Origin of the sequence: Desulfovibrio sp. Huiquan2017 (assembly GCF_017351175.1) — a bacterium.
GTDB lineage: Bacteria > Desulfobacterota > Desulfovibrionia > Desulfovibrionales > Desulfovibrionaceae > Pseudodesulfovibrio.
The window spans coordinates 15009-38271 of the sequence record NZ_JAFMPN010000005.1; the positions used below are offsets into that span (position 1 = coordinate 15009).

Sequence of the window (23263 nt, forward strand, 5' to 3'; positions counted from 1 at the left end):
CATGCAGTACAGCCAAGGCACTATCGGCAGGGTTTTCACCCTGCGCCTGGAAAACGGCGAACGGCTTCCGGAATGTCTCGAACAGTTCGCCAAGGAACACGCCATCAAGACCGCCCTGTGCACGCTCATCGGCGGCGCGGACAACGGCAACCTGGTCTCCGGTCCCAAGGACGGCGCGGCCCGGGTCATCGACCCATTCCTCTGTCCGGTGCGCGGAGCCCACGAGGTGCTCGGCCTCGGCACCCTGTTCCCGGATGAAAACGGCGATCCGGTCCTGCACATGCACGCCGCCCTGGGGCGCGCGGGCGAAACCCTGGCAGGCTGCATCCGTCCCGGCCTGGACGTCTGGCTGGTAGGCGAGGTCGTCATCGTGGAAATCGAGGGCACGGACCTGCTGCGCCAACAGGACACCAGGCGCGGCGTCACCCTGCTGACCCAGGGATAATCATGTACCACGCGCACACCGTCATCTGCGGAGCGGGCATCATCGGCCTGACCATCGCCCGCGAACTCGTCAAAGCCGGGTGCGACGACGTCATCATCTTCGACAAGGAAGCGGCTCCGAGCAAGCATGCCTCGGGCCGCAACAGCGGCGTGCTCCACGCGGGCATCTACTACGATCCCGGCACCCTGAAGGCCAAGATGTGCCTGGAGGGGAACCGCCGCATGCAGGCATGGTGCGAGGAGCGGGGACTGCCCCTGTTCAAGTCGGGCAAGGTCATCGTGGCCCGGACCGATGACGAACTCTCCACCCTGGATGAGCTGGAACGCCGGGCCACGGCCAACGGCGGCCTGGTCGAAATGATCGACCAGAAACGGCTGGCCGAGATCGAGCCCAATGCCCGCACCGTGGACCGCGCCCTGTACTCCCCCCTGACCAGCGTGGTGGACCCCAAACGCATCCTCGACGCCATGCGGGAAGAGCTGGAGACCAGCGGCAAAGCCCGCTTCTTCTTCGGCACCCGGTTCACCGGGGCGGCCGGGGCCAACGCGGTGACCACCTCCCAGGGGGAAATAGGCTACAAGCTCTTCATCAACGCGGCCGGGGCCTACAGCGATCGGGTGGCCCAGGCCTTCGGCATCGCCGAAAACTACCGGTTGCTGCCCTTCAAGGGCATCTACCGGGTGCTCGCCAAGCCCGCCGCCGACCGGATCAACGGCTCCATCTACCCGGTCCCGAACATCAAAAATCCGTTCCTCGGCGTTCACTTCACCCGCAGCGTACACGGCGACGTCTACGTCGGGCCCACGGCCATCCCGGCCTTCGGACGCGAAAATTATGGCCTTTTCAATGGCATGGACAGCGAAATCCTGTCTATCCTGTTCCGCGACATGCGCCTGTTCGTGAACAACCCGAAATTCCGAACCATCGCCATGGAGGAACCACGCAAATATTTCTTCAAACGCTTCTTCGAGGATGCGGCCCGGCTGGTCTGGGATATCCGCCCGGAGGACATGCTGCCCTCGGCCAAGGTGGGCATCCGGCCCCAGCTCGTAGACGTCAAGACCAGCCAACTGGTCATGGATTTTGTCATCGAAGAAGCGCAAAACAGCGTCCACATTCTTAATTCCATTTCCCCCGCATTCACCAGCTCCATGTATTTCGCCGAGTTGGTGGTCAAACAGCACATCCTCCATTCGTAAGTTCTATCTGAAACATCCGTTTACCTTGACTTAGGCCAGAATTCGTCGCAAGGGACATTTAATCATCAGCTTTACGCGAGGTACATATAATGAAACTCCCCAGTCTCAACTTTGGTGATATCACCGCCCGGCTGCCCATCATTCAGGGCGGCATGGGCGTGGGCATCTCCCTTTCCGGGCTGGCCAGCGCCGTGGCCAACGAGGGCGGCGTGGGCGTCATCGCCACTTCCATGATCGGCATGCGCGATCCCCATCGCGCCACGGACCCCGAAGGGGCCGACCGCCGCAGCCTCATAGACGAAATCCGCAAGGCGCGAGCCAAGATGACCGACGGCCTGCTCGGCGTGAACATCATGTGCGCCCTGACCAACTACGGTGACATGGTCCGCACCTCCATCCGCGAAAAAGTGGACCTGATCATCTCCGGCGCGGGCCTGCCCCTGGACCTGCCCAAATATCTGCGCGAGGTTTCCGACGAGATGAAGGAAGAGATGCGCACCAAGCTCGTGCCCATCGTTTCCTCGGGCCGCGCGGCCTCCATCCTCTGCCGCAAATGGGCCAGCCACTTCAACTACCTGCCCGACGGCTTCGTGGTTGAAGGCCCCAGGGCAGGCGGACATCTCGGCTTCAAGGCCGAACAGATCGACGACCCCGAATACCAGTTGGAAAACATCCTCACCCAGGTGGTCGAGGCCGTACAGCCCTATCGCGACAAACACGAAAAGCCGATCCCGGTCATCGCCGCAGGCGGCGTATACACCGGCGAGGACATCGCCCGCTTCCTCGAAATGGGCGCTTCCGGCGTACAGATGGGCACCCGCTTCGTGGCCACCGAGGAATGCGATGCGGACCTGGCCTTCAAACAGGCCTACATCAACGCCAAGGCGGAGGACGTGACCATTATCAAGAGCCCGGTGGGCATGCCCGGCCGAGCCCTCAAAAACGCCTTCCTCGACGCCGTGTCCGCCGGACTCAGGCACCCCAAGAAGTGCGTGCACAAATGCCTGCACTCCTGCGCGGAGGACAAATCCCCCTACTGCATCGCCCAGGCCCTGGTGAATGCCTACAAGGGCAAATTCAAGAGCGGATTCGCCTTTTGCGGCGCCAACGCCTACCTGGTTGACAAGATCATCACCGTCAAGGAACTGATGGGCACCCTCAGCGAGGAAGCCGAACGCAAATATCAGGAAGTGGGCCAAAAGTTTGCGGAGACCAAAGAGGAAGCCGAACGCCGCCTCAAAGGCATCCTGAACAAATAACGCCACCATCCGCATGACAAAAAAAGGGCTGCCCTAATCGGGCAGCCCTTTTTTTTGATGAAGCCCTTCGGCGGCCGGAGGCTTCTTTCTACTCGAACCGGCGGGCGGTGATGATGGAAACGGGGTCCACCGGGACATCGTCGAACCCCTGATAGGAACGGGTCCGGATCTTGCTGATTTTTTCGGCCACATTCATGCCGTCCACGACCTCGCCGAACACGCAATAACCGAAATTGTCGTCATCGTCGCCGGTGTGGTCCAGGTCCGGGTTGTCGGCCACGTTGATGTAAAACTGGGACGTGGCGCTGTGCGGCTCGGGCAACCGCCCCATGGCCACGGTGCCCTTGAGGTTCTTGAGGCCGTTGGTCGCCTCGTTCTCGATGGGAGCACGGGTTTCCTTTTCATTCATGGAAAAGGTCAGGCCGCCGGTCTGGATCATGAAGCCTTTGATGACCCGGTGAAACAGGGTGCCGTCATAGAACTCATCATCTACGTATTGAAGAAAGTTCTCCACGGTTTTCGGGGCCTTGTCCGGGAACAGTTCAATCAGGATTTCGCCTTCCGGGGTTTCCAGAAGGACCAGGGGATTGTCCATGGGGGTGTCTCCGTCAGTCTTCGTTGGTGTCGGTATCGTTGCGGCCCGCCAGCGGGTGCGCGTGGTCGTATACCTGCATGATGCGCTGCATGTCCAGATGGGTATACCGCTGCGTGGTGGTCAAATTCTCATGGCCGAGAAGCTCCTGCACGGAACGCAGGTCGGCCCCGGCTTCGAGCATGTGGGTGGCGAAGCTGTGGCGCAGGGTGTGCGGATGCACATCCTGGGGCAATCCGGCCAGCTTGGCCAGTTTGGACACGATGCGGTTGGCCTGCCGCCGGTCCAGCCGCTTGCCCGCACGGGAGTTGAGGAACAGGGCTTGCTCGGCATAGTTGTCCTTGAGAAAGGCATGCCGCTGCCCCAGATAGCGGCGGATGCGCTCGACCGCCGCGCCGGACAGGGGCACGATGCGTTCCTTGGACCCCTTGCCGGTGACGCGGATAACGTCGGAATCCACATCGTTGAGATCCAGACCGATGGCCTCGCTGATGCGCAGTCCGGAGCCGTAGAGAACCTCGGCCAGGGCGATGTCGCGCAGCCCCTCCGGGTCCGGGTCCACATGCGCCTCCATAAGGGCGACGGCCTGATCCACATTGAGCACCTGGGGATGACGCTTTTCCTGCTTGGGATTGCGGATGCCTGCGGCCGGGTCCTTGGTCATGAGCTTGTGGCGCAGGAGGTACTTGAAATAGGCGCGCAGACTGGACAGTTTGCGGCCCATCGAGGTCTTGGTCAGTTGCCTGCGGTGCAGTTCGGCCAGAAAGGCGCGGACATGGTCGCGGTCGAGCCGCGCTGGACGCTCCAAAGACGCCTTGCGGCCCTGAAGAAAGGCCTGAAACTGGTCGAGGTCCGTGGCGTATGACCGGATGGTAGCCGGAGAATAGCCCTTTTCCACCTCAAGATAGGCCAGAAAGGACCGGACGAGCTCGCCCCGGTCAGGATTTTCGGCGATCAATGACATAGCTGCTCTTGGGGTCTGCCTTGGCTTTTTTCTTCAGTTCCATGGCGATGGACGAAACTTCGGCGTAATGGTCGATGCGATGGTCGGTGTTGACCACCACGGCCAGGGAAATGGCCATGAGCGGAAAAACCTTGGTGTTGCCTTCGCGGTCCACGGAGGTGATGTTGCCCCGCTTGCGGTCCTCGGGATCGTAGAAATGGGGAACGATCTCGTCAAAGGCCTTGATGATCCGCCTGCATGCGCTCTCGGCCTTGTCCGGGGGCAGGATGAAGACGAAGTCATCGCCGCCCACATGGCCCACAAAACTCTGCACGCCCTGATAGCTGCGGATGGTGTTGACGATGATCCGGGCGGCCATCATGAGCACCTCGTCGCCGCGCGAAAAGCCGTACTTGTCGTTGTAGGACTTGAAGTAGTCGAGATCGCAGTAGACCAACGCGAAGTCGTCGCCGCTGTCGATGAGCTGCTGGATGCGCTGGATGATCGAGGTGTTGCCCGGCAGCTTGGACAGCGGATTGGCGTCCAGGGCGCGCATGGCCCGGCACAACGTCAGGTTGATGCGGTCGCGCACCTCGGACGGATTGAAAGGCCGGACCAGGAAATCGTCCACCTCGACCTGGTTCCAGTTCCAAGGCTCCTCCACATCGACGGGGTCCACGCACATGACCACGGGCACCTGGCGATAGACGTTCTCGCTTTTGACCAGGTTGGCCACCTCGCGGCCGGAGATATCGGTCAGACGGTTGTCCACCACAAGCAGGTCCGGCGGGTCGTTGAACATGAGCTCAATGGCCCGCGCGCCTTTATTGAAAACCCGAAACTCCAGGACCTCCGGGGACCAGAGCGTACGCAGCATCTCGGCCAGCGACTCATCCGGGGAGAGCAAAAAACCGGTTTGCTTGCGTTGGAACAGGGATTCTTCAAGGGTCTGGTTCATGTTTGCAATCTAGCACCGGTCCGGAGCCGCGTCAAAACAAGAGCCCTCCCGCCTGTCGGCGGAAGGGCTTAAAATACTGCCGGGCATGACGGCGGGAATTACTCTTCGCCCCCGCCTTCGGGCCCCACGCGCGTGGTGATCTGCTTGAGTTCTTCGGCCAACCGGGCCAGGTCTCCCACGGCGGTGGTTGACTCGGTCATGGCTCCGGCGATCTCGTTGGAGACCTCGTTGACCTCCTCCATACTCCGGCTGATTTCCGTGGTGGTCGAGGCCTGCTCCTCGGAAGCGGTGGCAATGCTGCGAATCTGGTCGTCCGCCACCTTGACCACATGGAGGATGTCTCCCAGGGCCTCCCCGGCCCTGGAAGCCAGATCCGTGGACGCATCAATGGCTTCGGTGGCCTTTTTGAAGGCCGTCAGATTGCGACGGGTGCCGTCCTGGATGGATTTGATAGCCCCACCCACCTCTTGGGTGGCGTTCATGGTCTTTTCGGCGAGCTTGCGAACCTCATCGGCCACCACGGCGAAACCGCGCCCGGCGTCCCCCGCCCGGGCGGCCTCGATGGCCGCGTTGAGCGCCAGCAGGTTGGTCTGGTCCGCGATGTCGGAAATGACGGTCATGATCGCGCCGATGGACTCCACTTCGGTCCCCAGTTCACGGATATTCTCGTCCACCACCCCGGCTCGCTCTCGGAGCTGCTCGATGGAATCGACCACGGCCGTGACCGCCTCGCCGCCGCGTATGGCGTTATCGCGCATCTGGTCGGCGTTACTGGCCGCGTTGGAGGCATTGCGGGCGATCTCAAGCACGGTGGCGTTCATCTGCTCCATGGCCGAGGCCACGTCAGCGGCCATGCTCTGCTGCCGCTCCGCGCCCCGGGTGGTCTGCTCCACCTGGGCAGCCAACTCCTGGGAGGCGGTGGACAGCATGGAGGCCACGGAGTCGGCCTGAGTGGCGGTTTGGAGCATGTCGCGCTGGACCTTGCGGATCTCGGTCTGGTCCATGATGACCTTGACCGCGCCGAGCACCTCGCCGGTTTCATCCAGCAGCGGCATGCCGAAGTAATCGATCTCCATGTGCCGTTCGCCGGGATGGGCCTCGGTGGTGGAAAGAACCATCTCCCCGCCCCGCATGGCCCGGTCGCAGGCGCATTTTTCCGGGTTGCAATCGCCGGTCAGGAAATAATCGGAACAGGTGGTGCCCACAAGTTCCGCCAGCTCCACGCCGCCCAAGGCCACGCCCGCCTTGTTCATGAACAGGATGGAGTGATCCTTGGAAATGGCCATCAGCGGCAAGGGCAGCTCATCGAGCAGGTTGACCAGGTCGTCGAGCATGTAGTTGGCGCCGGTGATGAGCCGGGAAAATTCACCTTCGAATCCGTCCGCATGGCCCCGCTCGCGAAAATTGCCGCGCTCGATGCGGCGGGCAACCTTAGCGAAATTCTCGGTCACGGAGCGCACTGTGCAGCGGATGTCGATGAGTGCTGACTGCATGCCGGCGATCTCGTCGCCGTTTTGTTTTTTGTCGTAGGTCCGCCCGAGGTCGCCCCGGGCCGTGGCTTCGGCCATGGCCACGGTCTTCTTCACCGGACGGAAGACGAACAGAGTCAGCAGGAGATGCACCAGAGCCATGACCGCGAGAATCAACCCGACGCCGACCAATTGCATGACCTTGCCCTGGAGGGTGGCCACCGAGGAAATGTCGTCCACCGAGGCGGTCATACACACGATCCAGCCGGTCAAGGGCTCGGTGGCCACGGCCATGACCTTGCGGCCGCCCTCCCAATCATATTCGATGACCCCTTTCTTTATGGCAATGGCTTTTTGGATGAATTCGAACCCGCTGGCATCCTTGCGGAACTGCGTCGCGTCCGGGTTGTGGATAAAGCGGCCATCGCCATCCAGAACAAGCCCGTAGCCCTCCCGGCCAATGACCACGGGGGACACGAACTGTTCCACATAGGCGTCCCAGGAACAAAACAGGACCACTCCGCCCCGCACGCCGCCTTCCCCGTCGAGGATGGGATAGCTGATGCTGAAGATGTGCGCCCCGGACTTGCGGTCGGACAGGATGCTCCTGTCCATCACCCCGGTATCGTTGCCCTTGAGGACTTCCTTGGCGAACCGCCGGGAGGAAACAAACAGGCCGACCCTCTTGCTGCCGCTTCCGCTGACCCCGGCCTTGATCTGGCCATCGGCGTCGAAGACCTCCACGCCCCAGAGGCTGGGGTTGGACTTGACGATGATCGAACAGGTTTCCTGGGCCGCTTCAGGCGCGCCTTCGACTGCGGCGAGCATGTCCGGATTGCGGGAAAGCATCCGGGCCATGGCCCGCTGATCCTTGACGAACATGCTCAGGGAACGCGCGGCGGACACCGCCTGATCCTGGGCCGCGTGCACGGCGGAGGCATAGGCCATATCGAAGGTCGACTGGGTCACGTAGTAAACCAGGCCGCCAATGCCGGCCACAATGACCAGGCACAAGGGAATGAGCAGCTTGAGGGAAAGCCGCCGCCGAATGAATGAAAGCATGAACCGCCTCGCTGTGCTGGGGGTGGACAACACCGTTTCGCTACGGATGCGCCCGGCTCGCAGGCGGCCGGAATCTATGATTCGCAAACCGCCCTGCACAGGCAGACCAACGTACCGTTTATATACGGCATCCGGACGATACGGCGTAGATATCTATGTTAATTTGATAACTTACCCCATACAATTGGTCAATCCGACAAGGTGATAATAGCTCTCAATAAGCCGCAATTCATACCTAACCCGGTATGATTATCGGACAAAATAAATCCACTATTATCCCCCAGGTGGGCACAATAGGCCGAATCGACACAGCCACTTGACAAAAATGAAAAATCAGAAAGTCAAATCCGAGACTTCGAGCAGTTGCCCGGCCATCTCGTCCATGACCTTGTCCAGGTCGCTCATGCGAAACTTGAGCTCGATGAGGGCCTCGGGCCGGAGGTAGGCGGTCTGATCGTCGCCGGAATTGCCGAACTCCAGGAGACGGACCAGGAAATCGCCTAGATGGACTACGCAGGACATGGGCTTGTAAAACTCGGCAAGTTGCGGGGCATGATGGCGAGTCATGGCTTCGCGAATGTTCGGCGGCAATCCCCAATGGCGGGCCAGCCAGGCGTTGATGCGGTCGTGGCCGAAGCCGAGCACGTCCTTTTCGGCCTGAAAATAGGTCAAATCCTTGGCCCGAACAGTATCGAGGATGGCCGCATGCGTGTCCGGAAGCTGCACGGCGGTGACAACCTTGCCCAGATCGTGGAGCAGACCGGCCACGGCGAACTCTTCCGGGTCCTCGAACCCGGCCCGTCGGGCGATGATGTTGCAGGCCGTGGCGCAGCCCAGCGAATGCTCCCACAGCCCCTTCATGGCCTGGACCATCATGTCGAAGACCGAAGTGGATATGATGATGCCGCGAACCACGTTGAAACCGAGCAGAACCAAGGCGTGCTGAATGGAGCTGATCCGGCCGGGAAAGCCGTAGATGGGCGAGTTAACCATCTTGAGGACCTTGGCGGACAGCACCTGGTCGGTGGCGATGACTTTGGCGATGGCCTCGGTCGAGGCTTCAGGGTCCTCCACCAACTGGGTGATCTTGTCCAGGACATTCGGCAGGGTCGGCAGGTCTTTGACCTGCAGGATCTCACCCTTGACCTGGGTCTTCAGGTCATCGTTCGCGCTCATGCGTCGCCTCCGCCGTTTTCCGGGGGGGCATCCTCTTCGCTCTCCATCTGTTTCACGGCCTGCATCTTGGCCTCCTGGGCCGCCGCCTTGATCTGGAAGTACTGGCGCATGCGATCCTTGACCCGCATCATCCACCTGTCGCCGGAGTATTGCCTGAACAGATGGTCCAGGCGATCCCTCCGCTCGCCCCAGTGGGTTCCCGCCCCGGTTCCCCCCATCTCCACAGGGTGACCCTGCACGGTGATGCGCTCGATGCTCATCCCCTCCAGCCGCGAAATCAGGCTTTCGGTCAACTCCATGCCCTCGGCCATGATGGTCATGCCGTTTTCCTTGGTCACGGCCTTAGCCAGCTTCATGCCGGGAGCGGCGAGGTTGATGGGAATCTTCTGCATGGTGGTCTCGGGCTGCGGAATTCAAGGTTCAGAGTAGAAATACACGGCGACCGTCCATCCCACAACCCCGCTTATCAAATCTTATCAAAGAAGATCAGGCACCCCATGACCACAAAGGCCACGGCCGCTATCTTCTTGATGATGTCGGTGGGCACGTATTGACAGATGAACTGGGCAAACATGACGCCCAGGAAGCTGACCAGAACCAGGGCTAGGGACGACCCAAGGAACACGGTCCAGGGTTTCTGGGTCTTGGCCGTCATGAGCATGCAGGCAAGTTGCGTCTTGTCTCCGAGTTCGGCCACGAACAACGTGCCGAAGGTGGTGGCGAGTAACTTCCAATCCATACTATCCTCAAATGGTTGGTTTTTCGGTAATCAATCTTCCCTAAAGCGGTCTTCCCGGGCCAGATACCACATCCCGGGCAATTGCCGGACCGCGCCGCGCATCTCCAAAACGAGCATGATGCGGCTGACAGTGGCCGAATCCCAGCCGAGCTCCCGGCCCAAGGCGTCTATGTGCATCTTGTCCGCTGCATCGAGCAGGTCCAGGACGCGCTTCTCGTCCTCGTTCAGTTCCAGGGACTCGCGGTCCACCAGGGACGGTCGCCGCTTGTGCCCGCCCTTTTCTTCGGGGATGGCGGACGCCCTCTTCTTTTTGACCACGGCATCACGCACGTCAACCCCATTCTCATCTTCGGCCGGGGCCGGGTCGGGCACATGGGCCAGTTCGCGGGCAAAATCAAAACGCAATATCTCGACGATGTCCGAGGCGGACTCCACCAGGGCGGCTCCCTGTTTGATCAGCCGATGGCACCCGGTGAAGGTCGGCTGCCCGATGGGACCGGGCACCGCAAACACGTCCTTGCCCTGCTCTCCGGCCAAGCGGGCGGTGATCAGGCTGCCGCTCCGGTGGGCGGCCTCGGCCACCAGCACCCCCAACGACAACCCGCTGATGAGCCGGTTGCGCACCGGGAAATGCCCACTCCTGGGCTGGACGCCGGGGCCGTATTCCGTGACGACCAGTCCCTTCTCGTAGAGCTTGCGGCGCACATCGCCGTTGCCCGGCGGATAGTCCACATCCAGACCGCAACCAAGTACGCCGATGGAGGAGCCGAGCCCTTTGAGCCCGCCCAGATGAGCCTGCCGGTCGATGCCGAGCGCCAGCCCGGAAATCACAGTGATGCCGATCTTCGAAAGTTGTGCGCTGATCCGCCCGGCGGTCTCCAGCCCCAGCCGGGTGCATTCCCGTGCCCCAACCACGGCTACGCCGGGATTGCCGAGCAGGGTTGCGTCCCCGCGCACGTAGAGCATGACCGGAGGATCAGGAATCTCTTTCAGAACATCGGGAAAACGGGGATCAAACCAGGTGACCGCTTCCATGGAAAGCCGCCGGGCCTCCTTGAACTCGGTCTCGGCCCGCTCCCTCCAGGTCTCCTCCGCGCATGAGCGGGCCACTCCCTTGGACGCCAGGCCCCGGTCATGCCAGGACGGAGCGTCGCGCACCGCGTCGTAGACGCTCGGATACGCGGCGCACAACTCCCGCCACACCTTGGGCCCCAGCCGGGGGGTGTGCTTCAAGGCCAGACAGGCGAAAATTTCTCGTTGCAGGTCCATAACGCCCGCCAAACCTCTTCAAGAAAACGACAAGGCCGGACCCCGGACACAACGGGAGACCGGCCTCGGCAAACAAGGGCGGGACGGCGGACTAGCCGCCCAGCCGGGCCAATTCCTTGCGGCCAAGGCCGGCGGCGGAAGACTTGGGGAAATCCTCCACCAGGGCGCGCAGGTAGAAAATAGCATTGTCCGGGTCGCCTACCCGGTCATAGGACATGCCGATCTTGAGCAGGGCCGCAGCGGCCTTGTCGTGCTTGGGGAACTTGCCCGTGACTTCCTTGAAGGCCAGGATGGCCTGGGCGTAATTCCGCTCGGAATAATAGGTCTCACCCTTCCAGTACAGAGCGTTGGGAGCCAGGCCGTCCTTCGGGTAACGGGCCAGAAAATCGTCAAAGGTCTTCCGCGCGGCCGGGAACTCGCCTGCATTGTACTGGGCGTACCCCTTTTCATACAGCGCCTTGGGGCCGACAGCGACTCCCGACGCGGAAGCGGCGGCGGTTTTCGGTGCGGATGCGGCCTTGACGGCCTCGGGTTTGGGGGCTTGGGAGCGCCGAATGACCTCGGGCTCGGGAATGGTCTTGGGCGGTTCGGGCGGCGTCGGCACCTTGGCCCACGGCTGCTCCGCGTCGTCGGCGACCACGGGCGCTCCCTGGTCGGCGGGCTTGCCGCCCTCCACCCAGCCGTCCTCATCGGGCTTGAGGTCAGCGGTCCAGGTCTCGCCGCGCGGCGCGTCGGCGGGTACACCCGCCTGGCCGGAACGCAGAGCGGCGAGTTCCGCCTCCACCGCTTCCATGCGTTTTTCCAGCTTCTCGCGTGCCTGGGCGTCCTCGTCGGACATCCGGCGCTGCTGCTCACGGAAATTCAGGAAGCTTTCCTCCAGGCTCTTAATGCGCCACTCCGTGCTCGCCGATTCGGTCTCGGCGCTCTTCCCCGAGGTGACGCACCCCACCAGCGGCAGGCAGATCACGGCAAGCAGAAGGAGTTTCAGGCATTTCATCGGGGAGGTCTCCACACGGTCTCGTTTGGGCGTTTCATAGGCAATAGGCGATAGCCGGATTTTTTGCAAGGAATCTGACGGACAAGATGCCCATCCGGCAGGGAAATGCCCCCTTGCGCGCAACACGTTTTTCAGGCAAAAAACGCCCACGGGGCACGGTCCGCCCCGACAACCCATCGGAGTCCATCCACCATGAGCATTCAAGAAACCCTGACCCTCGTCGCCTACATGCTGGCGCCGGCCTTCTTCAGCCTGCTCGGCATGGCCGCCCTCGGCAGCACGGCCATCGCGGTCCTGGCCGAGTTCTCCGCCAAGACGCGCAAAAAGATCCTTTTCGACAAATTCGGCCAGCAGATCGCGCGCATGGGCCTGATCCTGACCATAGCCCTGATCCTCATCTACGGGGCCTCCCTGGGCATCGTCATGACCAAGTTTCCGGACCTCTTCCAGGTTTACCTCACCCCCGGTTCCGCCTTCTTCAACGGCACGGTGGCCTTCGCAGTCTTCGTGGTGGCGGGCCTCCTCTACTGCACCACCTGGAAAAAACTGCGCGACGCCAAGGCCGCCCACATGGCGCTGGGGTTAATCGCTACCTTCGCCGCCGTCATCGGCCTGGCCATCGTCATTCCGGCCAAGCTGGCCCTCAATTTCTCCCAGACGGAAACGACCGGCGACGCCCTGTCCAACACCCTTGTCCTGGCCCAGCCCATGTCCGTCATGTACGTCCTGCTCGTCCTGTCGGCCGCCGCCGCCCTGGGGTTGGTCTATGTCATCGTGCGCCGGAACAAGGACGACTACGGGCGCGACTACTACAACTTCGCCGTGCGCCTGGCCGCCCGCTGGGCCATGCTGCCCATGATCGGCTTCCTGGCCTGCCAGGGCTGGCTCTACTCCCGCCTGCCCGCCGACATCCAGACCCTCATCCTCGGCACCCCACTCGCCTACGTCTGGACCGGACTGACCATTCTCGGCGCCTTCTGCTGCTTCATCTGGCTGTTCCTCGGCCGCAACGAATCCCCCCTGCGCTTCAAAGGGCTGGCCTTCCTGGCCGTAGCCCTCTTCTGGGTCATGCATGCCCTCAACGCCGCCCTGTTCGTTAATTTCATATCCATGCTATAGCCAACGGACCTGACGACGGGAAAGGCCGGGAAGCGTATTGCTTCCCGGCCTTTTTTTCGCCGCATCCGGCCAGGGCGCCGCCCTAGTCCCCCCGCTTAAGACCCTCTTGAAAGAGATTCTTAAGAATCTCCAGAACTTTTTACGTGCCTTCGGCAAAACCGTGCCTAGGCACGGTCCGTCCCCCTGCCACTCCATGCGCCATGCACACAGCTTACTGGGACAAGAACAAAAGAACCGCGTGGACCCCGCGAAGCGGAACCCAAAAATTGAGGAAGGAAAGGAGGATGGGAGTCCGGGGGAAGGAGGAATGGAAAGCCCTTTTCAAAAGGTTTCCTTTCCTCCTTCCCCCGGCCGCCGGAGGCACTCCGAACTATTTGCCCGGGATGGCTCCGGCCACAACGAGGGGTTCCTTGCGACCGAGCTGGGTGGACAGGCTGTAGATCTCATGGGGGTCGAGAATGAGCACCACGGAGCCGTCGCCCATGATGGTTGCGCCGGACAGCCCTTTGAGATTGAAATTGTTCAAGTACTGACCGAGCGGCTTGATGACGATCTCCTGGCGTTCCAGAAGGCGGTCCACCACCAGGCCGAGACGGCGGTCGTTGTCCTGGATGACGACCATGGGCAGGACAGAGCGTTCGTCCATGGACTGGGGCATGTCGAGCAGTTCGGCCAGTTCGACGATGCCGAGCACCTCGCCGCGCAAGGTCACTGCCTTGCGGTTGTTGACGTCGGACAGCTTTTCGACCTCGATCTTGGTGGTCTCGGACACGGCGTCCAGCGGAATGGCGAAAGTGTCGCCTCCCACCTGGACCATAAGCGCGTCGATGATGGCCAAAGTCAGCGGCAGAGTCAGGGTCAGCTTGGAGCCCTTGCCCACTTCGGACTGGGTATTCACGCTGCCCTTGAGGTTCTTGATGTTGGTCTTAACCACGTCCATACCCACGCCGCGCCCGGAGATGTCGGTGACCTTCTCGGCGGACGAAAAGCCCGGCGCGAAGATCAGGTCCAGGGCCTCGCGGTCGTCCATGGCGTTGGCCTCCTCCTGGGAGATGATGCCCTTGCGCACGGCCACCTGACGGAGCTTCTCCGGGTCCATGCCCCGGCCGTCGTCCTCGACCTCGATGGCCACGGAGTTGCCTTTATGGTAAGCGCGCAGCCAGACGTGGCCCTTGGGCTTCTTGCCCTGGGCGATGCGGGTTTCCTCGTCCTCAAGGCCGTGGTCCACGGCGTTGCGCACTAGGTGCACCAGAGGATCGCCGATTTCCTCCACCACGGACTTGTCGAATTCGGTCTCCTCGCCTTCCATGATCAGCTCCACCTGCTTGCCGGACTTGCGGCTCAGGTCCCGGACCAGCCGGGGGAACCGGGAGAACACGGTCTGCACCGGAACCATGCGGACCTTCATGATGGTATCTTGCAGGTCGTCGGAAATACGCGCCATGGCATAGGTGGTCTCGGTCAGTTGCTGCGCGACCACATGCACTTCTTCCTGGCCCTCTTCCAGAGCGCGGGCGAGCATGGCGTAACGATTGCGGTTGATGATCAACTCGCCGATGACGTTCATGAGGTGATCCAGCTTGTGATGGTCCACGCGAATGGTACTCGACGCCTTGGGCTTGACCTGGGCCGGAGCCTGGCTGCCGCCATTCCTTGCGGCGGTGGTGGGCATGGTCGTCCTTGCCGCCGGAGCGGACTTGGCTGCGGGTTTGACGGGCGGCGCGGCCGGAACCGGCTTGGGACGCGGTGCGGGGACCGCCGGTTTGACCGCGGGCCTGGCGGCGGGCTTGGCTGCGGCGGCACGCGGCGCAGGGGCCGGCGTCACGGACTTGGGTTTGGGAGAAGACTTGAGCACGGGCTTGGACAGGGTCGCGCCGGGCAGGGTCTCGACGGCCGCCAGGATCATGTCCCGAAGAATGGCGTATTCCTGTTCGAGAAGATCGAGCATCAGGCCGAAATCCATATCCGAATTGCGGGCCTGATCCACCAGTCCCACAGTCCGTCCCGCGTACTCCTTGATCTCGTCGAACCCCATGTACCCGGTAGAATTTTGAATGGTCTGGAAAGTCCGGAACAGGCCGTCCACGATGTCCCGCTGGCTCGAATCCTCGCGGAGCAGCTTGAAGGCGACCAACACGGCCTCGAACTGCTGCTCGATGGTTTGGACGAACAGGGCTACATCCTCGGGGTCATACTCGGCGCCGGACGCGGGCGGTTCGGGCGCGGGCGCAGAGGCTGCGGGAGCGGGCTCAGCGGCCGGTTCGGATGTCGTTTCGGCGGGCGTCTCGGAAGACGTTTCGGCAGCCTGTCGGCCTACGGGCACCGCGCCGACCACGCCGTCCACGTTGCCGTCTTCGGTGACCTTCCGAAGGACCTGGACCATGACGCTGGTGTCCAGCGGCTCCACACGGCCCGTCTCAACGTCCACCTTGCCCACCAGGGCCTCGATGAGGTCCACGGCCGCCAGGAGCAGGTCGATGAGTCCCTGGTTGGAGACGATCTCGCCCTTGCGAACCTTGTTCAGCAGGGTCTCGGCCTCATGGGTCAGGGAGTTGAGTTCCTTGAAGCCTATGATGCCGCTGTTGCCCTTGAGGTTGTGAAAATAACGGAAGGTGTCGTTGATCAGTTCGTCGTTGCCGCCCGGGTCCCCTTCCATGGCCAGGAGACAACGGTTCAGGTTTTCGACGATCTCCTGGGCCTCTTCGAGAAAATCTGCCAGATGGCCTTCACCCACCGTGGTCAAGGCATAAGGGGTGGGATCAAAATCGGGATCGGGTTGCGGATGAAAAGTGGTCATGTCGGCATCCCCGGCGTCTTCCGCCGCCGTGGCGGGTTCTGGTTCGATATGCTCGGTCTCGGGCTCGGCTTCGGCTCTAGCGGCGGGCGCGGAAGCGGGCGCAGGTTCGGCCGCGCTCTCATCCGGAAGTTCCCCGACCAGGGCGGCCTCGATCCGGGCAATGATGGGCGCGGTGTCCACATCGCCCTCCACCCCGCTGGTCTCCAGGTTGTCCACCATGGTGCGCAGGGCATCGGTGGCGGACAGGATCAGATCCATGATGGGCGCGGTCACACGCATGGAGCCCTGGCGCAGTTCGTCCAAGATATTTTCGGCCTTGTGGGCCAGTCCGTTGATCTTGTTCAGCCCGAGAAAGCCCGATGCCCCCTTGAGCGAGTGCATGGGCCGAAATATTTCATTGAGAAGGCCGAGATTGTCCGGACTTTTTTCCAGTTCGAGCAAGTTGGGCTCAATGGTCTCCAAGTGCTCCTTGGCTTCAACGAAAAAATCGGACAAGATTTCCGGATCGAGAAAGTCCTGGCTCATCGAGATTCCTCATGCGACGCCGGGGTCCCGTTCACGGGCCCGCACCCCCGCCGCGCCGGTTGCGTTAATGGACCGTCCGAAGCCGAACGGCTATCCCAGCAGCATCTTGACGTTACGGACAAGCTTTTCAGGCTGGGCTGGTTTGATCATGTACAGATTCGCCCCCACGGTCAATCCCGTCTGGATATCCTTGTCCTGCCCCTCGGTGGACAGGACCACAATGGGGATGTCCCGATAGGCGGCCTGCTCCCGGACGGTCTTAATGAAAGTCAACCCGTCCATGCGAGGCATGTTCACATCGGACACGATCAAATCGACCTCGGACAGGCTGTACAGCTTCTCCAGGCCGTCCAGACCGTCCTCCGCCGTGGTCACCTTAAAGCCTTCCTTTTTCATGATGAAGGCCACCAGGTTTCTGACGGTCTTCGAATCGTCCACTATCAGAATATGTTTAGGCATAACTCCCCCTGATTAACACGGCATGCGCCACCTTATCAAATCCACCACAGGACATGTCCTATTCCTCCTTTTGATAGATGATGGCGCCCGGATAGTGAATGGGCTTGAACGCACGGGTAATGTTGTGCAGCGATTCTGAATGCCCGATAATCAGATACCCGCCCGGCAGCAGGTTGTCATAAAATGCATTGATAACGCGCTTTTTCATCTCATCGTCGAAATAGATGATGACGTTTCTGCAAAAGACGACCTGCGAACGCTCCACCCGCTTGAGCTGCACGCGGTCGCGAAGGTTTATCTGGCCGAAGCTGACCAGCCGCTTGACCTCCGGCTTGATCTTGTTCTGCCCGTTGTTCGCGTCGAAATAGCGCGTGACGATCTCCTCCGGGGTGGTCCGCAGGGTGTAGTCGTTGTACACGCCCCGCCGGGCCGACTCCAGAACCCGTTCCGACAGGTCGTTGGCGGAAATGCGGATGTCCCAATTGGGCAATTCGGCCTTGAGCATCTCGTGGATGATGATCGAGATGGTGTACGGCTCCTCGCCGGTGGAACACCCCGCCGACCAGATGCGCAGCCGCCTGCCCTTCTTCCGGCAGGCGCCGAGCACGTCGGGCAGGACCTCCTCCTGGAAGACCTTGAGCTGAGGCGGGTTGCGGTAGAAGCTGGTCTCGTTGGTGGTGATGACCTCGTAAAGCTTCTTCATCTCCATGCCCTTGGCCGGATCGAACCGCAGGAGATTGTAATATTCGTCAAAATTCTTCAGATTCAGCTTCTTGAGCCTGCTCCCGAGTCTATTTTCCAATAAATACTTACGGTTATCCGCTATATAAATGCCACATTCGGCATAGATGAAATCCCGCAGGTTGGCGAACTCCTGATCGGAGATCTTAAGTTCCTTGCCGAGGGATATGGTCTTGGAGAAAAGGGACGACATTCCGGTGGGGTGCTCCTACATGTCCTGTATTTTGGAAATGGCTTCCTCGGCGGCGCTGACCAGCTCGTACTCGTCGCTGTTGGTCACTTCCAATAGGGCCGCGAAGGCTGCGCTGCCGCCGATATTCCCCAATGCTTCGATGGCTTTCATGACCACGAACCGGTTGGAGTTATTCAGCATGTCGATCATGAGCGGTGCCGCCTCGGTTGTGCCGTGCGCGCCCAGGGCGTCCATGGCCCGGATCTTGACCCAATCGTCCTCGTCACCCAGGGCGTGCAGGAGGTGCGGGATCATCTCCTCGTCATAGTGCCGCCCCATGATCTCGATGACCGTCAAGCGCACGTCCTTGCTCTCGTCGGCCAGCCGGTGCAGGACCAGGGGCCGCCAGATGGCCTCGTCGCCGCCGGACCCGGCCAGGGCCTCGATGGCCACCTTGCGGATGTCCGGGACCTCGTCCTCCACGGCCTGGGTCAGGATATCCAGATTCTCCATGGGCCCGAGCTTGCCCAGGGCGTAGGTGGCCATGAGCCGCTTGATGGGTTCGGCGCTGTGAAACATCTCCTGGAAGCGGGACTGCACGGCCGGGCCGTCGATGGCGATGCACGCCTCCAAGGCCGCCTCTTTCACATCGTCGTACGGGTGGTCCATGAGCAGGAATATCCTGTCCGCCACCTTGGGCAGGCGAAGCTTCTCGCCGAGCAGATAGACCGCGCTCTTGAGCACGGTGCCGTCCTCATGTTCGTTGAGGACCTTGATGAAGAAATCCTTGGCCTGTTCCCCGCCCTTGGTGGCCACCACGCCGACAATCTGGCGCTGGACAGGCAGAGTGGCCTTCCAGAAGGCGTCCATGAGCACCTGGCAGACGCAGTCCTCCAGAGAACAGGTATCGGGAGCTATCTGGGACAAGACCTGCACAGCCACACGGGCCACATCCTGATCCTCGCCGAGAAGCCCCGCCTTGAGTGCCTCGGTCAGCCCGATCTGGGCCAGGAAGCCGATGATCGACTGCAAGCGGTCATGGTCGCGGTCAAGGTCCAGCCGTCCGGCGATCTTCAGGATGCCGGACGAGGCCTCTTCACCGCCCACGTAGGCCAAGCCCTGGATGGCGGCGTCCTGAATCTCCTCGTCCTCGTCCTGCAGCGCCACCAGCAGATAGCGGCGAAACCGCTCACGCTCGTCGTCGCTGAGCAGGGTCAGGGACTTGCCGCCGAGGATCTTGACGATGGCTTTGACGATCTTGTTGCGCAAGGCGGTGGGCGCATCGGCTATGCGCCGAAGCAGCATGGTCACGGCCTTGACGTTGCCCATTTCGCCCAGGGAATCGATGATCATGGAGGCGACGAGGTCGGACGCCCCGTCCAGGGCCTTGACCAGAGCGTCCACCGAACTGGTGTGCCCTATCTTGGTCAGGGCCTCGATCACGGAATACTGGACCCACTCCTCGTCGTTGATGGCCTTGTTCAGGCAGGGGGTGGCCTCTTCCATGCCCAGTTCGCCCAAGCTTACGGCCGCCTGGTAGCGGACGTTGACTTCCGGATCCTTCAGCAGTGCCTCGCACAAGGGGTGGACCGCCAGGATGCTCCCGGTGGAGCCGAGGATATCGGCCACGAAAATTCGAATATCCGGGTCTTCGTCCTGGGTCAGGGCGATAAGCGAGGGCATGTCCTGGTTGCCCACCTCGCGCAGGATGTCCATGGCCAGGTTGCGCACCGGAGCCTCGTCGGAACGCAGCAACGGAATAACCGCCGCCACGGTCTCCCGACCGCCGATCTTGCGCAGAGAACTGTCCACCGCCTCCTGGATGCCCAGATGGTTGGTCTTAAGCAGTTCCGCCAGCTTGGGCACGGCCTCGACGCAATTGTCCTCTCCGGCCCTGAAGGCGCTCTCCCGGACGATTTCCTTGTTGTCACTGCTCAGCAAAGCCAGATAATCGGTACAATCCGCCATATCGTCAGACCTCCCCCTTCTCTCTCGCGGGTCGCTCGTTATTTGTATAAATTCGCCATGATGGATTCGGCCATGTCGTCGAGATCCACGATTTCATCCACCAGATTTTCTTCCACCACAGCCTTGGGCATGCCGTAGACCACACAGGTGGAATCGCTCTGGGCCAGAGCCCGGCCCCCTTTCCCCTTGAGAGCGCGGATGCCCTCGCATCCGTCGCTGCCCATGCCGGTCAGGATGACTCCGAGCCCCCGGCGGCCCACCGCCTTGGCCACCGAGCCGATAAGCACGTTGACCGAAGGTTTGTACAAGGCGTCGCGGGGCTCGTCCGTGACCACCACGTCAATGCGGCTGACTTTCTGGTCGAGGATGATGTGCCGTCCCCCGGGGGCCACGAAGGCATGGCCGGGCCTGAGCACGTCGCCGCTTTCGGCCTCTTTGACAGAAATCTGGCTGACGCTGTCGAGCCGGGCCGCGAACGGGCCGGTGAAGGCCGCGGGCATGTGTTGGGCAATGACGATGCCCGCCGGGAAATCGGCAGGCAGCGAGGACAGGATTTTCTGGACCACGGGAGGGCCGCCGGTGGACACGCCGATGGCCACCACGTCGCGCACGGGACGGCCGTCCCGCCGGGGCAACAGCGCGGGCCTGTGCGCCTTGCGGGTCGCGGCCCGGGCGGCCACGTGGCGCATCTTGCGTGCGGCCACGGTCTTGACCTTCTCGATGAGGTCACGCTCGATTTTGATGATATCCAGGGAGACCTTGGAAAGCTGCTTGGGGATGAAGTCCACGGCACCGAGCTCCATAGCCTTCAGGGTGGATTCCGCGCCTTCGGTGGTCAGCGAGCTGACCATGAGCACGGGGCGGGGGCATTCCATCATGATATGCCGCAACGCGGTCAGGCCGTCCATCTCGGGCATCTCGATGTCCATGGTCACGACATCGGGATCGAGCTTGCGCACCATGTCCAACCCTTCGCGACCGTTGCGCGCCACACCCACCACGGAAATGCCGGGGTCTTTGTCGAGCATCGTGCTGATGGCCTTGCGCATGAACGCGGAATCATCAACAACGAGAACTTTGATCACGTATACAACTCCTTGGAAAAACGTCGCACTGTGCGCCCCGCCCGGGCGACCCCTCTGCCGCGGGAAAAACGGCCTCAATCATACGACAGTATCCCGCCCCGCCTCGACGGGGTATTGTTTTGTCTTGCAATCTCCCACTTTAAGGGGCTTTAGCCCCTTTGTCCACAACCTTGGACCCAACATGAAATTTTGCCTTGCCTTTTTAAATTCCCTAGGCTAAACCCACTCCTCACGTACAGCGGGATGTGGCTCAGTCTGGTAGAGCGCTGCGTTCGGGACGCAGAGATCGGAGGTTCAAATCCTCTCATCCCGACCAGAGATTACGGGCACTTACGACAACAGTTGTAAGTGCCCTTTTCTTTTATCCTACACTTTTATCCGACAAGCACGTCGGATATATCCCGTGGTCAGCCCCATCTTCCAACCCATTCATTCTTTTTCAGGCCAAGGCGTGCAGAGTCCTCCGCTATCCTGGCCACCGTCTGGGCACCGCAACCGTCCATAACCATCCGCCCCGACTCACCAGAGTCTAACCTACTATTTTTATTTCATTTCTCTTGTTGACGCCACGACGAATCGAGCTATGATTTCGATTCGTGGCCGTCCTGGCCGTGAACCGCAACGACGGGGGGGTTGATGGGGATATCAGATTTTTTGGCATTGGAAGTGGAACGGATTGCCACCGCCGAAGATCGGCGGTCACTGATCGAGGCGCTTCCAACCGTGGACGATCTCGTAATCAGCGAGACGCTTGTGGCGGTTCCTGGGGCCGTCTTTTACCATCTCCAGATTTCCAGGTGTCAGAGCGGTGGACATGTTGGACGGGTCTTTACCGGGTTCAGTACGACTTCGGCGTTGATCACAACGGATCCGCAGGTGCCGTCGGAGATAGCGCTGTCAAGGGACGAGCTATTCGAGAGCCAGGATGCTCTTCTCGAAATCGTCATGAACCGTGAATGCTAGGGGGAGTCGTGGAAATCAGCAGAAAAGGCGTCGTTCTTGACGAAAAAAAGTTTTCCGAGCTTGTCGGAAGCGCAACGAATGCAAGGCACTCGTTATCCGAGATATTCTCCGGGATCTGCTTGTATCTTGAGGAAAACGGTGAAGTCGTTGCCGAGTTCATTGCGGATGGTGGAACATTGCACTACGTGACGTTCCAACTCGGAGACTGGTTCCCAAGAGAATCTGCACCGGCAAGGATCGTCCAAGCGTACAAAGATGCAGTAATAAAGGCTGAAAAATGCGGTGTTGTTTACGACATTTTTACTGGAGAACGAATGTTTGCTGGTGCTGGAAGGCGTGAAAAAAGTCTTGGAGACTTGCTTCGCGAAGCGGTCGATGATCTGTAGCCGTGGAGTTGAAAATGGAAGACAAAATGACGCGAAAATCACGCCGCACCGGTGCGCTTGAAAACGGTGAAATCGACAAAAATGATGCACACCAACAGGAGATTCTGTGCTCATGGCCGGAGCTATTCTCCGTCCCCGAAGCTATGGCATCAGAGATCAATCTCCGTGCAGGATTCCTGACGATCTCAACACCTGGGATGACTGTCAACGAGTTCGGCCACGCAGTTAACGATCTCAAGAGCCATGGCCTGATCCCAGGCGGAATCCGCCCACAAAACTTGCTGTGGGACGGCCAGAATATCGTCGACCTGATGCAAAAACTCCGCGTCCTCCAGTCGTTCGGCACCGTCCATATGCACGACCTCCCCGGCTACGATCTTGGTCATCCGGCCGTCTTGACGACCGACGCGTCTTGCCAATGCTTCCTCGACGAGACCGTTCACGGCCGTCATATCTCCCAATATATAGGGCGAGTCGCTTCGATCGACGCGATCGAACATTACGAGGCCCTGGCAAAAAAATGCCTCCGATCGCCGATCGTAACGCCGGCAACCATCTACCGAGCAGGGTTCGAGTTGTCAGGTCGCGATTCCCTCCCCGACATGACCGAGGTTCGCAAGCGGATCATCGACGACGGCCCAGCAACGATCAAGACACGATGCGTATACTGCGGGACTGCCGTCAAAGTCCGTGGTTATCTGCGTGACCGGGAGCCACACTACGAAGTCGACACAACGCCACGCTGCCCTCACCTCCGTCTCCTCGTCGGTCAATTCCGCCTCGATGGCCACGGCAGTCAGTTTTTCGATTTCCTCGTCGTCCGACACGTTCGCGACCCCGACAACAAGCCCAATAATTCACACAAAGCCGACGACTGATTCCCGTCAAGCCGTCAGCCCTCCTTTAGGCCCCCACTTCGGGGGCCTTTTTTTTCCATCTT

21 protein-coding genes and 1 tRNA gene are annotated in these 23263 nt (G+C 60.9%); 8 read left to right on the forward strand and 14 right to left on the reverse strand.

Features of this window, described 5'->3' with window-relative positions; translation table 11 throughout:
- Nucleotide 1: 1 nt before the first annotated feature.
- From J0909_RS05020 to J0909_RS05030, 3 genes are all read left to right on the forward strand, one after another.
- Complete coding sequence (locus tag J0909_RS05020; protein WP_207260989.1) at nt 2-445, forward strand: PPC domain-containing DNA-binding protein; 444 nt, start codon at nt 2-4, stop codon at nt 443-445.
- Nucleotides 446-447: 2 nt separating this feature from the next.
- Entirely contained in the window at nt 448-1644 is a 1197-nt protein-coding gene (gene lhgD / locus J0909_RS05025) for an L-2-hydroxyglutarate dehydrogenase (protein WP_207260990.1), read from the forward strand.
- Between the two features lie 89 nt (nt 1645-1733).
- Nucleotides 1734-2903 (forward strand): NAD(P)H-dependent flavin oxidoreductase, encoded by a 1170-nt coding sequence (locus J0909_RS05030; protein ID WP_207260991.1) that lies wholly within the window; start codon nt 1734-1736, stop codon nt 2901-2903.
- An 88-nt stretch (nt 2904-2991) separates the two neighbouring features.
- On the opposite strand, the gene J0909_RS05035 is transcribed toward J0909_RS05030, so the two are convergent.
- The 9 genes from J0909_RS05035 to ybgF form a co-directional block, all read right to left on the reverse strand.
- Nucleotides 2992-3498, reverse strand: a complete 507-nt coding sequence (locus tag J0909_RS05035) for a peptidylprolyl isomerase (RefSeq protein ID WP_207260992.1) — start codon at nt 3496-3498, stop codon at nt 2992-2994.
- A gap of 13 nt (nt 3499-3511) precedes the next feature.
- Nucleotides 3512-4459, reverse strand: coding sequence for a tyrosine recombinase XerC (gene xerC / locus J0909_RS05040; RefSeq protein WP_207260994.1), 948 nt, complete (start codon nt 4457-4459; stop codon nt 3512-3514).
- Nucleotides 4434-5396: a GGDEF domain-containing response regulator gene (locus J0909_RS05045; RefSeq protein WP_207260996.1), complete on the reverse strand. Its 963-nt coding sequence runs from the start codon at nt 5394-5396 to the stop codon at nt 4434-4436. Before J0909_RS05045 ends, xerC begins: the two co-directional genes overlap by 26 nt.
- A gap of 98 nt (nt 5397-5494) precedes the next feature.
- Entirely contained in the window at nt 5495-7927 is a 2433-nt protein-coding gene (locus tag J0909_RS05050) for a methyl-accepting chemotaxis protein (RefSeq protein WP_207260998.1), read from the reverse strand.
- 333 nt (nt 7928-8260) lie between these two features.
- Nucleotides 8261-9103, reverse strand: coding sequence for an HDOD domain-containing protein (locus J0909_RS05055; RefSeq protein ID WP_207260999.1), 843 nt, complete (start codon nt 9101-9103; stop codon nt 8261-8263).
- On the reverse strand, nt 9100-9495 hold the full coding sequence (locus tag J0909_RS05060; RefSeq protein ID WP_207261001.1) for a hypothetical protein: 396 nt from the start codon (nt 9493-9495) through the stop codon (nt 9100-9102). The genes J0909_RS05055 and J0909_RS05060 overlap by 4 nt, the downstream gene beginning before the upstream one ends.
- Before the next feature lie 74 nt (nt 9496-9569).
- Nucleotides 9570-9842: a TMEM165/GDT1 family protein gene (locus J0909_RS05065; protein ID WP_014320867.1), complete on the reverse strand. Its 273-nt coding sequence runs from the start codon at nt 9840-9842 to the stop codon at nt 9570-9572.
- 30 nt (nt 9843-9872) lie between these two features.
- Nucleotides 9873-11111 (reverse strand): DNA-processing protein DprA, encoded by a 1239-nt coding sequence (dprA, locus tag J0909_RS05070; protein WP_207261003.1) that lies wholly within the window; start codon nt 11109-11111, stop codon nt 9873-9875.
- Nucleotides 11112-11202: 91 nt separating this feature from the next.
- Entirely contained in the window at nt 11203-12108 is a 906-nt protein-coding gene (gene ybgF / locus J0909_RS05075) for a tol-pal system protein YbgF (protein WP_207261005.1), read from the reverse strand.
- Nucleotides 12109-12300: 192 nt separating this feature from the next.
- Between ybgF and J0909_RS05080 the strand changes: the two genes are divergently transcribed.
- Complete coding sequence (locus J0909_RS05080; protein WP_207261007.1) at nt 12301-13227, forward strand: hypothetical protein; 927 nt, start codon at nt 12301-12303, stop codon at nt 13225-13227.
- 370 nt (nt 13228-13597) lie between these two features.
- On the opposite strand, the gene J0909_RS05085 is transcribed toward J0909_RS05080, so the two are convergent.
- From J0909_RS05085 to J0909_RS05105, 5 genes are all read right to left on the reverse strand, one after another.
- Entirely contained in the window at nt 13598-16549 is a 2952-nt protein-coding gene (locus J0909_RS05085) for a chemotaxis protein CheA (protein ID WP_207261009.1), read from the reverse strand.
- 90 nt (nt 16550-16639) lie between these two features.
- Nucleotides 16640-17008 (reverse strand): response regulator, encoded by a 369-nt coding sequence (locus J0909_RS05090; RefSeq protein ID WP_071546983.1) that lies wholly within the window; start codon nt 17006-17008, stop codon nt 16640-16642.
- Nucleotides 17009-17066: 58 nt separating this feature from the next.
- Nucleotides 17067-17942, reverse strand: coding sequence for a CheR family methyltransferase (locus J0909_RS05095; protein ID WP_207261011.1), 876 nt, complete (start codon nt 17940-17942; stop codon nt 17067-17069).
- A gap of 15 nt (nt 17943-17957) precedes the next feature.
- Nucleotides 17958-19889 (reverse strand): HEAT repeat domain-containing protein, encoded by a 1932-nt coding sequence (locus J0909_RS05100; protein ID WP_207261013.1) that lies wholly within the window; start codon nt 19887-19889, stop codon nt 17958-17960.
- A 38-nt stretch (nt 19890-19927) separates the two neighbouring features.
- The gene (locus J0909_RS05105; RefSeq protein ID WP_207261015.1) at nt 19928-20974 is read right to left on the reverse strand and encodes a protein-glutamate methylesterase/protein-glutamine glutaminase; all 1047 of its coding nucleotides are present in this window, start codon (nt 20972-20974) and stop codon (nt 19928-19930) included.
- Nucleotides 20975-21213: 239 nt separating this feature from the next.
- Between J0909_RS05105 and J0909_RS05110 the strand changes: the two genes are divergently transcribed.
- The 4 genes from J0909_RS05110 to J0909_RS05125 all read left to right on the forward strand — a co-directional run bounded on the left by J0909_RS05110 (nt 21214) and on the right by J0909_RS05125 (nt 23201).
- Nucleotides 21214-21290: transfer RNA gene (locus J0909_RS05110), tRNA-Pro, on the forward strand.
- 320 nt (nt 21291-21610) lie between these two features.
- On the forward strand, nt 21611-21937 hold the full coding sequence (locus J0909_RS05115; RefSeq protein ID WP_207261017.1) for a hypothetical protein: 327 nt from the start codon (nt 21611-21613) through the stop codon (nt 21935-21937).
- 8 nt (nt 21938-21945) lie between these two features.
- Nucleotides 21946-22323 (forward strand): hypothetical protein, encoded by a 378-nt coding sequence (locus J0909_RS05120; RefSeq protein ID WP_207261019.1) that lies wholly within the window; start codon nt 21946-21948, stop codon nt 22321-22323.
- A 14-nt stretch (nt 22324-22337) separates the two neighbouring features.
- Nucleotides 22338-23201: a hypothetical protein gene (locus J0909_RS05125; RefSeq protein ID WP_207261021.1), complete on the forward strand. Its 864-nt coding sequence runs from the start codon at nt 22338-22340 to the stop codon at nt 23199-23201.
- Nucleotides 23202-23263: the final 62 nt, after the last annotated feature.

Coding starts and splice junctions, on each gene's coding strand:
- J0909_RS05065 (WP_014320867.1), bottom strand. CDS start 9,842: ATGGATTGGAAGTTACTCGCCACCACCTTCGGCACGTTGTTCGTGGCC.
- J0909_RS05035 (WP_207260992.1), bottom strand. CDS start 3,498: ATGGACAATCCCCTGGTCCTTCTGGAAACCCCGGAAGGCGAAATCCTG.
- J0909_RS05095 (WP_207261011.1), bottom strand. CDS start 17,942: ATGTCGTCCCTTTTCTCCAAGACCATATCCCTCGGCAAGGAACTTAAG.
- dprA (WP_207261003.1), bottom strand. CDS start 11,111: ATGGACCTGCAACGAGAAATTTTCGCCTGTCTGGCCTTGAAGCACACC.
- J0909_RS05050 (WP_207260998.1), bottom strand. CDS start 7,927: ATGCTTTCATTCATTCGGCGGCGGCTTTCCCTCAAGCTGCTCATTCCC.
- J0909_RS05045 (WP_207260996.1), bottom strand. CDS start 5,396: ATGAACCAGACCCTTGAAGAATCCCTGTTCCAACGCAAGCAAACCGGT.
- J0909_RS05125 (WP_207261021.1), top strand. CDS start 22,338: ATGGAAGACAAAATGACGCGAAAATCACGCCGCACCGGTGCGCTTGAA.
- J0909_RS05080 (WP_207261007.1), top strand. CDS start 12,301: ATGAGCATTCAAGAAACCCTGACCCTCGTCGCCTACATGCTGGCGCCG.
- J0909_RS05100 (WP_207261013.1), bottom strand. CDS start 19,889: ATGGCGGATTGTACCGATTATCTGGCTTTGCTGAGCAGTGACAACAAG.
- ybgF (WP_207261005.1), bottom strand. CDS start 12,108: ATGAAATGCCTGAAACTCCTTCTGCTTGCCGTGATCTGCCTGCCGCTG.
- J0909_RS05030 (WP_207260991.1), top strand. CDS start 1,734: ATGAAACTCCCCAGTCTCAACTTTGGTGATATCACCGCCCGGCTGCCC.
- J0909_RS05020 (WP_207260989.1), top strand. CDS start 2: ATGCAGTACAGCCAAGGCACTATCGGCAGGGTTTTCACCCTGCGCCTG.
- J0909_RS05090 (WP_071546983.1), bottom strand. CDS start 17,008: ATGCCTAAACATATTCTGATAGTGGACGATTCGAAGACCGTCAGAAAC.
- J0909_RS05115 (WP_207261017.1), top strand. CDS start 21,611: ATGGGGATATCAGATTTTTTGGCATTGGAAGTGGAACGGATTGCCACC.
- lhgD (WP_207260990.1), top strand. CDS start 448: ATGTACCACGCGCACACCGTCATCTGCGGAGCGGGCATCATCGGCCTG.
- xerC (WP_207260994.1), bottom strand. CDS start 4,459: ATGTCATTGATCGCCGAAAATCCTGACCGGGGCGAGCTCGTCCGGTCC.
- J0909_RS05055 (WP_207260999.1), bottom strand. CDS start 9,103: ATGAGCGCGAACGATGACCTGAAGACCCAGGTCAAGGGTGAGATCCTG.
- J0909_RS05060 (WP_207261001.1), bottom strand. CDS start 9,495: ATGCAGAAGATTCCCATCAACCTCGCCGCTCCCGGCATGAAGCTGGCT.
- J0909_RS05085 (WP_207261009.1), bottom strand. CDS start 16,549: ATGAGCCAGGACTTTCTCGATCCGGAAATCTTGTCCGATTTTTTCGTT.